Below are 14205 nucleotides of genomic sequence, written 5' to 3' on the forward strand. Positions count from 1 at the left end.
GTAAAATAAATATAATTTATGAACGATATTTTATCCTTTCTGAGGAAGAAGGAGATTGAGCTAAAAGTTGATAATAAAGATCTGTTGGTTAAGTTTCCCGGTAAGAAATTAGATAATGATGTTTTAGAAGTTATTAAGGCAAATAAAGAACTTTTACTGGCATATTTAACAGAGTTAAATCGTCAAAGTATTATTGATTCTATACCCAGGACTGATATTTCATTTAGTTACCCTTTGTCGTCCTCGCAGCGTCGTCTATGGGTTGTGAGCCAGTTTGACGGGGGCAGCGGTGCCTACCATGTTCCGTCGGTTTATGTTTTCCGTGGTGTTCTGGACATTTCTGCACTGGAGGGATCGTTCCGCGAGCTCATCGTGCGTCATGAGATCCTGCGGACGGTTTTCCGTACGGTTGACGGGGGAGATGTGCGTCAGGTGGTTCTTTCAGCGGAAGAGGCGGGATTTTCCCTTGCATACCGGGATCTTACCGGAGAGGGTCATGCAATAGCGGGGGGTGTTGTTGATGAGCTGCTGTCCACTGAGATCGGGCGTCCTTTTGACCTATCTTCGGGCCCTCTGCTCCGTGCGCACCTTTACCGTACGGGTCCCTCGGAGTGGGTTTTTCTGTGCACGATGCACCATATCATCAGTGATGGCTGGTCTATGGGTATCATGGTCAAGGAAGTTCTGTCGCTTTATGGTTCGCTGTCTTCTGGTTTGGAGTCGGATCTGCCGTCGCTTGAACTTCAGTACCGTGATTATGCGAGCTGGGAGTCTGGTCATCTGTCCGGGGACTTTTTTTCTGTTTCTCGTTCCTACTGGCTTGAGCAGCTCGGGGGTGAGCTTCCGGTGCTGCAGCTGCCTGAGGACCTTGTGCGTCCTCCGGTAAAGAGCTACCGTGGTTCCCGTGTTTCTGTTTCGTTGTCGCCGTCTGACTCCGTTGCCTTCCGTTCTGTGCTTCAGGGGTCCGGCTGTACGCTTTTCATGGGCTGCCTGGCTTCCGTGAACGGACTTTTTTACCGTTACAGCGGTCAGACAGACCAGGTCATCGGTAGTCCCATTGCTGGGCGTGAGCATGCCGGTCTTTCCGGCCAGCTGGGTTTTTATGCGAACACGCTTGCTTTTCGGAGCCGTTTTACTGGAGAAGAGGATTTTCTGGGGCTTCTGTCGCAAGTTCGTTCTGTTTGCCTTGGCGGTTATGCACACCAGCTTTATCCTTTTGAGCGTTTGGTTGAGGAACTGGGAGTTGTCCGTGACATGGGGCGCAACCCGCTTTTCGATGTCATGTTGAGCGTTCAGGAAGATAGTGCTGTTGGGTCTGGTGCTGTTTGTGTGGGGGGTGTTGAGGTTAGCGGTTACGGGGGTTCTTATGGGGACTCTACGAGCAAGTTTGACCTTCTGTTTACGTTTTCGGAATCCGGGGGCGTTCTTTCTGTTGGGCTTGAGTACAGCACGGATGTTTATAGCGATTCGCGGGCGCGGATTATCCTTGAGCACCTGCGTAGTTTCATCTGCTGTATTTCAGCGAATCCTGGAGTTCGTCTTGGGGAAGTTGCCTATCTGGGGGCAGAAGAGGTCGATCGTCTTGTTTATGGGTTTAATGCGACGGGAGTTTCTTATCCTGAGGGGGAGAGTGTTGTGAGTCTTTTTGAGTCTAGTGCGGCTCTTTATGGTGATCTACCGGCCGTGGTCTACGGGGATCGGGAGCTGAGCTACCGTGATCTGGACGGTTTGTCGAACCGTCTTGGGGACTATCTCAGACGGGAGCACGGTGTTGGGCGTGAAGTTCTTGTTGGTTTGCTTTTGGAGCGTTCTGAATGGATGGTGGTTGCGATTCTCGGTGTTCTTAAGGCCGGGGGAGCCTATGTTCCGATTGACCCCGGTTATCCGCGGTCGAGGGTTGAGTATATGTTGTCCGACAGTGGCTGCCGTGTTGTTATAGATGACTCTTTTCTGACCGCTTTTCGGTCGGTGATGGGCGATTACAGTGCGGATTCCCTTGAAGGGGTTACCGATGGCAGTGACCTTGCATATGTTATCTATACTTCTGGTTCTACTGGTGAACCCAAGGGGGTTATGGTTGAGCACGGTAATCTGGTGAACTATGTTCTTTGGTCGATGGACTTTTATCTTGGGAATGTTTCCGGGGGATATTTTGGGGTCCCCAGCTCTTTATCTTTTGATCTGACAGTTACGAGTATCTATAGCGGTCTGCTATCCGGAAGCGGTCTTTATATTTATGGCGATGGTACCGATACTGCTGATATTGTCCGCGACTCTTTGCGTGGTGAGTGCGGAGTTGGCTCTATCAAGCTGACACCTTCGCATGTTCGTCTACTGGGTTCGCTGGATTCTTTTAAGGGTAGTGTCGGTAGAGTTATCCTTGGTGGAGAGGAGGTTTTTCCGAGTGATGTTAAACTGCTTAGTTCAGTTATCGAGGGTGTATCGCTTTATAATGAATATGGCCCTACGGAGGCTACAGTTGGCTGTATGGTCAAGAGCCTGGAGCCTGGTTCCGGAGTTACGCTCGGATTACCTATCAGTAATACGTGGATCTATATTCTTGACGGTAATATGGGGGTTGTTCCTGAGGGCTGTCTGGGGGAGATCTACATTGGTGGTGCTGGTGTTTCGCGGGGTTACCTTAACCGTCCCGATCTGACGTCTTTGCGATTTGTAGCTGATCCCTACCGTGCGGGGGAGCGTCTTTACCGTACGGGCGATCTCGGTGTCCGTCTGTCAGGAGGAGAGATCGAGTACCGGGGCCGCATGGACGACCAGGTAAAGGTGCGTGGCTACCGTATCGAGCTTGGCGAGGTTGACCGTTCTGTTCAGCGCTGTTCGGGTATCCTGGGAAGTGTTACGGTTGTACGTGAGGTCAATGGTGGGGACCGTGAGCTTGTTTCGTATATTGTTGGCGCGGGCGCTGTTGATGTGGGCGCTCTTCGAGCGGAGCTTGGGGAGCTGGTTCCGTCTTATATGGTTCCGTCGCGTTATGTTGAGCTTTCGGAGCTTCCGCTGACATCGAACGGTAAGGTTGACCGGAAGTCATTGCCTGATCCCGATGAAGGTCTGTTGGGTACGGGTACGGAGTATGTTGGTGCCCGTAATGCGGTGGAGTCTCTTCTGGTTTCGATCTGGGAGGAAGTTCTGGGCCGTTCGGGCATCGGTATCCACGACAATTTTTTTATTCTTGGGGGAGATTCGATCAAGTCTATCCAGGTTGTTTCGCGGCTTCGGCAGGGGGGGTATGGTCTCGGTATCCAGGATATCCTCCGTTTTCCGACGATTTTTTCACTTTCGGGGCTTGTTGTTGCTCTTTCCCGAGAGCCTTTTCAGGGGGTAGAGACGGGTACCTTTGGTCTCAGCCCGATCCAGCATTTATTTTTTGAGGAGATACAGGTTGACCGTCATCACTATAACCAGAGCGTGATGCTTTCCTACGATGGTGTTCTGTTGGAGGATGGTATCCGTTTCTGTTTGGGCTCACTGATGCGCCATCATGATTCGCTGCGTTATGTTTACCGGGAGGGTCCTTCCGGTTGGTTCCAGGAGAACTCGGGGGATGCTGTGCCCTTGCTGGATGTGGTCAGCATAGGGGATGACGCTGATCTTGTGGCGCACTGTGAGCGATTACAGGGAGGGTTCAGTCTTTCCGGTGGTCCGCTTTTCCGGGGCTGTATCTTTCGGCGTGACGAAGGGGACCTGTTGTTTCTTTTGTGTCACCACCTTGTGGTTGACGGTGTTTCCTGGCGGATCCTGGTGGAGGATCTTTCTCATCTTTACCAGGGGTATGTTTCTGGGCGGGGCCATGATCTTCCTTCCAAGACAGATTCCTATGGCTACTGGCAACAGAGCCTTGTCCGTTATTGTGGGAGTTCGGCATTGCAGGAAGAGTCCGCTTACTGGTCTTCTGTTGATTCAGGGGATTATGATGATCTCCGGGTGGATTTCCCTGGGGGGTCCAATCTATATGGTGATGTTTCGAGTGAGCATTTTGTTCTGGACAGGGGGACCACTGCAAAGCTTGTGGGGAGCTGTTATTCGGCCTACCGTACAGATATCAATGATATATTACTGGCATCGCTTGGTCTTTCCCTGCATGGGGAGTTCGGTATGAGTCATATCCTTGTCGGACTTGAGGGGCACGGCCGGGAGCCGATCGGTGAAGATGTTGATGTCAGCCGTACGGTAGGCTGGTTTACCAGCATATATCCGGTGGTTCTGGATATTGACGGAGGCAGCACTGCACTGGATAATCTTTTGTGCATAAAGGAGCGTGTTCACCGTGTTCCGAACAAGGGTATCGGCTATGGTATTTTGCGTTATCTCGGTGGTGCCGGCTATAGTAGTTCCCCTAATGTTGTTTTCAATTATCTTGGTGATTTTGGTGTTTCGGGCTCCGCTTCCGGGGGGGAGGTTTTCGGTTATCGTGGAGGTTCGTGGGGTTCAGGAATATCTAGTGCAGGGCCTCGGACTTCTCAATTGGATTTTACGGGTATGATCATTGACGGTGAGCTTCATTTTACTGTTGTCTATAGCGGGTGCCTCCATCTGCGCTCTACGGTGCAGGGTGTCCTTGCTTGTTTTGAGGGTCACCTTCGTTCGCTTGTCGGCATTCTTTCGGAGTGCCGAGAGGCCTATGTTACCCCTGTGGACCTGAGCTATAATTCCCTGGATCTGGCGAGTGTGCGGGATCTGGATCTTAGTGTCGGTGTGGAGGATCTCTATGAGCTGAGCCCTCTTCAGCAGGGACTTTATTACCACTGGTTATCTTCGGGAGGCTCCGGGGGGCTTTATTTTGAGCAGCTCAGGTGCAGTATTGAGGGGTCGCTCGACAGTACAGTTCTTTCCCGGAGTTACGCGCATCTTGTGGAGCGCCATGGGGTCCTTCGGACCTTTTTCACGGATGCCTATGGGGACCGTATCCTGCAGGTTGTTGCACGTGAGGCTGTGCCCGACTTTGTTTATATCGATTCGCGTGCTTCGGAGGATTTTTCTCTTTCGGAGTATCTTTCGGCAGATGTTTCCCGGGGTTTTGACCTTGGTAGGGGTTCACAGATGCGTCTTTCTGTTGTACGTGTTTCCGAGGACCGTTATGAGTTTATCTGGAGCCATCACCATATTTTGATGGACGGCTGGTGCGTGAGTATCCTTGTGAACGATTTTTTTTCGATCTATGGATCCCTGTGCCGTGGGGAGCATCCCGGGCTAGCTTCTGTGCGCCCGTATTCGGACTATATCACGTGGCTTAGGGGTATAGACCGAGTATCTTCGTATGCATACTGGCGGGCGTATCTTTTGGGTTATGAAATGCTGAGCGGCCTCCCTAAGGGATTGGCTGCTGGTGAGAGCGGTGGATCTGGGCATGGCCATTTGTCCTTTGTTCTTGACGGGGCTGCTTACGGTTCCCTTCGGACATTATGTTCTGGTTTAGGAGTTACCGAGAGTACTTTTTTCCAGTGTGCCTGGGGCATTCTTCTGGGCCGTTATAACGACCGTGATGATGTTGTTTTCGGTACGGTTGTTTCGGGTCGTCCCAGTGATCTTGTGGGGGTAGAGGACATGGTGGGTCTTTTTATCAACACTGTTCCCGTGCGGGTACGTATTGTTGAAGGCGAGAGTGTGCATGACCTTTTACTCCGTGTGCAGGGCGACTCGATTTCGGGGCTTGGCCACCATTATGTTCAGCTTGCTGACATTCAGTCGGAGAGCGGTTTTTCGGGGGCTCTATTTGACCATATAGTTGTTTATGAGAACTATCCGGTGCAGGAGCGTCTGGAGTCCTCACAGTTTGATTTCAGGGTGCTTGGGGCCACTGCTCTGGAGCAGACGAACTATGGTCTTACGGTTGTTGTTGTCCCTGGAGATACTTTCGGGGTACACTTTCATTATGACAGGAGTGTGTATCCGGAATGGCTTATCGGCGGTATTGCCAGGCATCTTGAGGAGCTTTTGGGCAATATGGTTTCGGATGTGTTGCAGGGGGTTTCTTCGGTTGCCTATCTAGGATCAGATGAGGTCGATCGTCTTGTTTATGGGGTTAATGCGACGGATGTTTCTTATCCTGAGGGGGAGAGTGTTGTGAGTCTTTTTGAGTCTAGTGCGGCTCTTTATGGTGATCTTCCGGCTGTGGTTTATGGGGATCGGGAGCTGAGCTACCGGGAATTATCGCGTGTTGTAAACGACCTGTCGCAGATCATCATCAGTTTAGGAGGCAATAAGGGCACAGGGGTTGGAGTTTTCCTGGATCGTTCGGAATGGAGTGTTATAAGTATGCTTGCTGTTATGAAATGCGGCTGTATCTACATTCCTATGGAGAAGGAACTGCCGGAGTCGAGACTTTCTTATATTATGGCAGAAAGTGGAGCTGCGCTTCTCATCACGGATACAGAAGGACCGGAATGGGCAGGTTCTTATCGTTTTATTAATGTACAAGATCTTCCAGAAGTTCCTGACGGGGATGCAGCTTCTGTTCATATCGGATTGGAGGATGCTTCATTCCTATTGTATACTTCCGGCTCTACGGGAATACCCAAAGGTGTTGTACAGACCCATTCTACGCTTTATAACCTGACGATGTGGAACCGCCTGGGGGCCGGTTTAAGATGGGGGCGGAAGCATCTTCAGTTTGCCTCATTTGGTTTTGATGTATCATTAAATGATGTTTATTATGTACTGTCAACGGGTGGTGAGCTGCATGTTGCCAGTGAGGCAGCTCGCAGGGATTTTGATCTGCTGAGGAGTTATATTATAGATAAGGGGATCAATATATTATATATGTCCTATTCTGCTTTGAGAGTATTTTTTGATTCCATGGGAGGGAATGGTCTTTCAGGGCATCAGATAGAGGAGATACTTTCCACAGGGGAACAGCTCTATATAACCGGGAATTTAAGGAGATTTTTGGAGGATTACCCTGAGGTAGATATATTTAATTTTTATGGTCCTACGGAGACACATGTTGTCACTTCTGTCTCTTATAGGCATAGTTGTCATATTTTACCGGATCGGGCCACGATAGGTACCCCGATTTACAATACATGGATCTATATTCTTGACAGTAATATGGGAGTTGTTCCTGAGGGCTGTCTGGGGGAGATCTATATTGGGGGTAGCAATGTAGCCATTGGCTATAATAATCAGTCTGATCTGACGTCTTTGCGATTTGTAGCTGATCCCTACCGTGCGGGGGAGCGTCTTTACCGTACGGGCGATCTCGGTGTCCGTCTGTCAGGTGGAGAGATCGAGTACCGGGGCCGCATGGACGGCCAGGTAAAGGTGCGTGGCTACCGTATCGAGCTTGGCGAGGTTGACCGTTCTGTTCAGCGCTGTTCGGGTATCCTGGGAAGTGTTACGGTTGTACGTGAGGTCAATGGTGGGGACCGTGAGCTTGTTTCGTATATTGTTGGCGCGGGCGCTGTTGATGTGGGCGCTCTCCGGGCTGAGCTTGGTGAGCTGGTTCCGTCTTATATGGTTCCGTCGCGTTATGTTGAGCTTTCGGAGCTTCCGCTGACATCGAACGGTAAGGTTGACCGGAAGTCATTGCCTGATCCCGATGAGGGTCTGCTGGGTACGGGTACGGAGTATGTTGGTGCCCGCAATGCGGTGGAGTCTCTTCTGGTTTCGATCTGGGAGGAAGTTCTGGGTCGTTCGGGCATCGGTATCCACGACAATTTTTTTGATCTCGGGGGGAACAGTCTGCGGGCTATCCGTCTTTCGGGCAGTGTCTCGCGGAGTTTCCATGTTCAGATGTCCCTGCAGGACCTATTCCTGCACCCTACGGTTTCGGGTCAGTCAGGTCTTCTTTCCAAGGGCAATCTTCCGGGCGTTGCGGGCATCGTCCGGGTTCCCGATAGTGATTCCGGTTACCCTTTGTCGTCCTCGCAGCGTCGTCTATGGGTTGTGAGCCAGTTTGACGGGGGCAGCGGTGCCTACCATGTTCCGTCGGTTTATGTTTTCCGTGGTGTTCTGGACATTTCTGCACTGGAGGGATCGTTCCGCGAGCTCATCGTGCGTCATGAGATCCTTCGGACGGTTTTCCGTACGGTTGATGGGGGAGATGTGCGTCAGGTTGTTCTTTCAGCGGAAGAGGCGGGATTTTCCCTTGCATACCGGGATCTTATTGGAGAGGGTTATGCAATAGAGGGAGGGGGTGTTGAGGGGCTGCTGTCCTCTGAGATCGGGCGTCCTTTTGACCTATCTTCGGGCCCCCTGCTTCGTGCGCACCTTTACCGTACAGGTCGCTCGGAGTGGGTTTTTCTGTGCACGATGCACCATATCATCAGTGATGGCTGGTCTATGGGTATCATGGTCAAGGAAGTTCTGTCGCTTTATGGTTCGCTTTCTTCTGGTTTGGTGTCGGATCTGCCGTCGCTTGAACTTCAGTACCGTGATTATGCGAGCTGGGAGTCTGGTCATCTGTCCGGGGACTTTTTTTCTGTCTCTCGTTCCTACTGGCTTGAGCAGCTGGGGGGTGAGCTTCCGGTGCTGCAGCTGCCTGAGGACCTTGTGCGTCCTGCAGTAAAGAGCTACCGTGGTTCCCGTGTTTCTGTTTCGTTGTCGTTGTCTGACTCCGTGGCCTTCCGTTCTGTGCTGCAGGGGTCAGGCTGTACGCTTTTCATGGGCTGTCTGGCTTCCGTCAACGGTCTTTTTTACCGTTACAGCGGTCAGACAGACCAGGTCATCGGTAGTCCCATTGCTGGGCGTGAGCATGCCGGTCTTTCCGGTCAGCTGGGTTTTTATGCGAACACGCTTGCTTTTCGGAGCCGTTTTACTGGAGAAGAAGATTTTCTGGGGCTTCTGTCGCATGTTCGTTCTGTGTGCCTTGGCGGTTATGCGCACCAGCTTTATCCTTTTGAGCGTTTGGTTGAGGAACTGGGAGTTGTCCGTGACATGGGGCGCAACCCGCTGTTCGATGTCATGTTGAGCGTTCAGGAAGATAGTGCTATAGGGTCTGGTGCTGTTTGTGTGGGGGGTGTTGAGGTTAGCGGTTACGAGGGTTCTTATGGGGACTCTACGAGCAAGTTTGACCTTCTGTTTACGTTTTCGGAATCCGGGGGCGTTCTTTCTGTTGGGCTTGAGTACAGCACGGATGTTTATAGCGATTCGCGGGCGCGGATTATCCTTGAGCACCTGCGTAGTTTCATCTGCTGTGTTTCAGCGAATCCTGGAGTTCGTCTTGGGGAAGTTGCCTATCTGGGGGCAGAAGAGGTCGATCGTCTTGTTTATGGGTTTAATGCGACGGGAGTTTCTTATCCTGAGGGTGAGAGTGTTGTGAGTCTTTTTGAGTCCAGTGCGGCTCTTTATGGTGATCTACCGGCCGTGGTCTACGGGGACCGGGAGCTGAGCTACCGTGATCTGGACTGTTTGTCGAACCGTCTTGGGGACTATCTCAGACGGGAGCACGGTGTTGGCCGTGAAGTTCTTGTTGGTTTGCTTTTGGAGCGTTCAGAATGGATGGTGGTTGCGATCCTCGGTGTTCTTAAGGCCGGAGGGGCGTATGTTCCCATTGACCCGGGTTATCCGCGGTCGAGGGTTGATTATATGTTGTCCGACAGTGGCTGCCGTGTTGTTATAGATGACTCTTTTCTGTCCGATTTTCGGTCGGTGATGGGCGATTACAGTGCGGATTCCCTTGAAGGGGTTATCGATGGCAGAGACCTTGCATATGTTATCTATACTTCTGGTTCTACGGGTGAACCCAAGGGGGTTATGGTGGAGCACAGAAATGTGGTTTCTTTTTTCTTAAACTTTAATGTGAGTTTTAAAGAAATGAAATCGATTTTGTTTTTTACTAACTACACATTTGATATATCAGTCCTTGAAATCTTGGGAGGACTTTGCCATGGTTTGATTATAAATGTTTTGGATAGCAACGATCCTGAGGTAATTATAAGGGGAATTTTGAACAGGGACGTGGATGTTGTGCAAACTACCCCGTCGCGGCTTAAAGTTTTGCTGTCATATGATGAAAATTTCGTTGATAAGATCAAGATGTTAATAGTTGGAGGAGAGCTTTTGCCAATAAACCTATTTGAGAAGCTAAAGAGTTTTGGTAAAACGGAAATATACAATATGTACGGGCCAACTGAAACAACAATTTGGAGTACAGGATTAAAAATAAATGCAAGTGAAAGATGTACGATAGGTCGCCCCTTGCATAACGAATATATTTATATTCTTGACGGTAATATGGGAGTTGTTCCTGAGGGCTGTGTGGGTGAGATCTATATCGGTGGCGCTGGTGTTTCCCGGGGTTACCTTAACCGTCCCGATCTGACGTCTTTGCGATTTGTAGCTGATCCCTACCGTGCGGGGGAGCGTCTTTACCGTACGGGCGATCTCGGTGTCCGTCTGTCAGGAGGAGAGATCGAGTACCGGGGCCGTATGGACGACCAGGTAAAGGTGCGTGGCTACCGTATCGAGCTTAGCGAGGTTGACCGTTTTGTTCAGCGCTGTTCGGGTATCCTGGGTAGTGTTACCGTTGCACGTGAGGTCAATGGGGGGGATCGGGAGCTTGTTTCGTATATTGTTAGCTCTGTCCCTGTTGATGTGGGCGCTCTTCGGGCTGAGCTTGGGGAGCTGGTTCCGTCTTATATGGTTCCGTCGCGTTATGTTGAGCTTTCGGAGCTTCCCCTGACATCGAACGGTAAGGTCGACCGGAAGTCATTGCCTGATCCCGACGAGGGTGTGTTGGGCACGGGTACGGAGTATGTGGGTGCGCGTAATGCGGTGGAGTCTCTTCTGGTTTCGATCTGGGAGGAAGTTCTGGGCCGTTCGGGCATCGGTATCCACGACAATTTTTTTGATCTTGGGGGGAACAGTCTGCGGGCTATCCGTCTTTCGGGCAGTGTTTCGCGGAGTTTCCATGTTCAGATGTCCCTGCAGGACCTTTTCCTGCACCCTACGGTTTCGGGTCAGTCAGGTCTTCTTTCCAGGGGCAACCTTCCGGGCGTTGTAGGCATCGCTCGGGTTCCCGACAGTGATTCCGGTTACCCTTTGTCGTCCTCGCAGCGTCGTCTATGGGTTCTGAGCCAGTTTGATGGGGGCAGCATGGCCTACCATGTTCCGTCGGTTTATGTTTTCCGTGGTGTTCTGGACATTTCTGCACTGGAGGGGTCTTTCCGCGAGCTCATCGGGCGCCATGAGATCCTTCGGACGGTTTTCCGTACGGTTGATGGGGGAGATGTGCGTCAGGTTGTTCTTTCAGCGGAAGATGCGGGATTTTCCCTTGCATACCGTGATCTTATTGGAGAGGGTTATGCAATAGAGGGAGGGGGTGTTGAGGGGCTGCTGTCCTCTGAGATCGTGCGTCCTTTTGACCTATCTTCGGGCCCCCTGCTTCGTGCGCACCTTTACCGTACAGGTCCCTCGGAGTGGGTTTTTCTGTGCACGATGCACCATATCATCAGTGATGGCTGGTCTATGGGTATCATGGTCAAGGAAGTTCTGTCGCTTTATGGTTCGCTTTCTTCTGGTTTGGTGGCGGATCTGCCGTCGCTTGAACTTCAGTACCGTGATTATGCGAGCTGGGAGTCTGGTCATCTGTCCGGGGACTTTTTTTCTGTCTCTCGTTCCTACTGGCTTGAGCAGCTGGGGGGTGAGCTTCCGGTGCTGCAGCTGCCTGAGGACCTTGTGCGTCCTGCAGTAAAGAGCTACCGTGGTTCCCGTGTTTCTGTTTCGTTGTCGTTGTCTGACTCCGTGGCCTTCCGTTCTGTGCTGCAGGGGTCAGGCTGTACGCTTTTCATGGGCTGTCTGGCTTCTGTCAACGGTCTTTTTTACCGTTACAGCGGTCAGACAGACCAGGTCATCGGTAGTCCCATTGCTGGGCGTGAGCATGCCGGTCTTTCCGGTCAGCTGGGTTTTTATGCGAACACGCTTGCTTTTCGGAGCCGTTTTACGGGAGAAGAAGATTTTCTGGGGCTTCTGTCGCATGTTCGTTCTGTGTGCCTTGGCGGTTATGCGCACCAGCTTTATCCTTTTGAGCGTTTAGTTGAGGAACTGGGAGTTGTCCGTGACATGGGGCGCAACCCGCTGTTCGATGTCATGTTGAGCGTTCAGGAAGATAGTGCTATAGGGTCTGGTGCTGTTTGTGTGGGGGGTGTTGAGGTTAGCGGTTACGAGGGTTCTTATGGGGACTCTACGAGCAAGTTTGACCTTCTGTTTACGTTTTCGGAATCCGGGGGTGTTCTTTCCGTGGGGCTTGAGTACAGCACGGATGTTTATAGCGATTCGCGGGCGCGGATTATCCTTGAGCACCTGCGTAGTTTCATCTGCTGTGTTTCATCGGGTCCTGGGGTTCGCCTTGGGGAAGTTGCCTATCTGGGGGCAGATGAGGTCGATCGTCTTGTTTATGGGGTTAATGCGACGGATGTTTCTTATCCTGAGGGGGAGAGTGTTGTGAGTCTTTTTGAGTCTAGTGCGGCTCTTTATGGTGATCTTCCGGCTGTGGTTTACGGGGATCGGGAGCTGAGCTACCGGGAATTATCGCGTGTTGTAAACGACCTGTCGCAGATCATCATCAGTTTAGGAGGCAATAAGGGCACAGGGGTTGGAGTTTTCCTGGATCGTTCGGAATGGAGTGTTATAAGTATGCTTGCTGTTATGAAATGCGGCTGTATCTACATTCCTATGGAGAAGGAACTGCCGGAGTCGAGACTTTCTTATATTATGGCAGAAAGTGGAGCTGCGCTTCTCATCACGGATACAGAAGGACCGGAATGGGCAGGTTCTTATCGTTTTATTAATGTACAAGATCTTCCAGAAGTTCCTGACGGGGATGCAGTTTCTGTTCATATCGGATTGGAGGATGCTTCATTCCTATTGTATACTTCCGGATCTACGGGAATACCCAAAGGTGTTGTACAGACTCATTCTACGCTTTATAACCTGACGATGTGGAACCGCCTGGAGGCCGGTTTAAGATGGGGGAGGAAGCATCTTCAGTTTGCCTCATTTGGTTTTGATGCCTCATTAAATGACGTTTATTATGTGCTGTCAACGGGTGGTGAGCTGCATGTTGTCAGTGAGGCAGCTCGCAGGGATTTTGATCTGCTGAGGAGTTATATTATAGATAGGGGGATCAATATATTGTCCATGTCCTATTCTGCTTTGAGAGTATTTTTTGATTCCATGGGAGGGAATGGTCTTTCAGGGCATCAGATAGAGGAGATACTTTCCACAGGGGAACAGCTCTATATAACCGGGAATTTAAGGAGATTTTTGGAGGATTACCCTGAGGTAGATATATTTAATTTTTATGGTCCTACGGAGACACATGTTGTCACTTCTGTCTCTTATAGGCATAGTTGTCATATTTTACCGGATCGGGCGACGATAGGTACCCCGATTTACAATACATGGATCTATATTCTTGACAGTAATATGGGAGTTGTTCCTGAGGGCTGTCTGGGGGAGATCTATATTGGGGGTAGCAATGTAGCCATTGGCTATAATAATCAGTCTGATCTGACGTCTTTGCGATTTGTAGCTGATCCCTACCGTGCGGGGGAGCGTCTTTACCGTACGGGCGATCTCGGTGTCCGTCTGTCAGGAGGAGAGATCGAGTACCGGGGCCGCATGGACGGCCAGGTAAAGGTGCGTGGCTACCGTATCGAGCTTGGTGAGGTTGACCTTACGCTTCAGCGCTGTTCGGGTATCCGTGATAGTGTTACGGTTGTACGTGAGGTCAGTGGTGGGGACCGTGAGCTTGTTTCGTATATTGTTGGCGCGGGCGCTGTTGATGTGGGCGCTCTCCGGGCTGAGCTTGGTGAGCTGGTTCCGTCTTATATGGTTCCGTCGCGTTATGTTGAGCTTTCGGAGCTTCCCCTGACATCGAACGGTAAGGTTGACCGGAAGTCATTGCCTGATCCCGATGAAGGTCTGTTGGGTACGGGTACGGAGTATGTTGGTGCCCGTAATGCGGTGGAGTCTCTTCTGGTTTCGATCTGGGAGGAAGTTCTTGAAATGGAAAGTATTAATATTAAAGATGATTTTTTTAGTTTAGGCGGAAATAGCCTCAAGGCTATTCTATCTGTTTCTAAAATCAACAATATATTTAATGTAAAAATGTCTACTTCAGATATTTTTATGTTTCCTACAATTGAACTTCAAGGCAAAGCCATACAAACGCAAATCTGGATTTTACAGACACAAAATAAAAAATAACCAATTATATGAAAGCAATTATAGATCTCACACTCCTTT

Annotated in this window: 1 protein-coding gene; it reads left to right on the forward strand. The window is 50.6% G+C overall.

Features of this window, described 5'->3' with window-relative positions; genetic code table 11:
• The first annotated feature begins 18 nt into the window (after positions 1-18).
• Entirely contained in the window at positions 19-14166 is a 14148-nt protein-coding gene (locus OGI71_RS22220) for a non-ribosomal peptide synthetase (RefSeq protein WP_282252012.1), read from the forward strand.
• Positions 14167-14205: the final 39 nt, after the last annotated feature.

The sequence above is a fragment of the Sphingobacterium sp. ML3W genome, from assembly GCF_029542085.1.
Classification (GTDB): Bacteria; Bacteroidota; Bacteroidia; order Sphingobacteriales; family Sphingobacteriaceae; genus Sphingobacterium.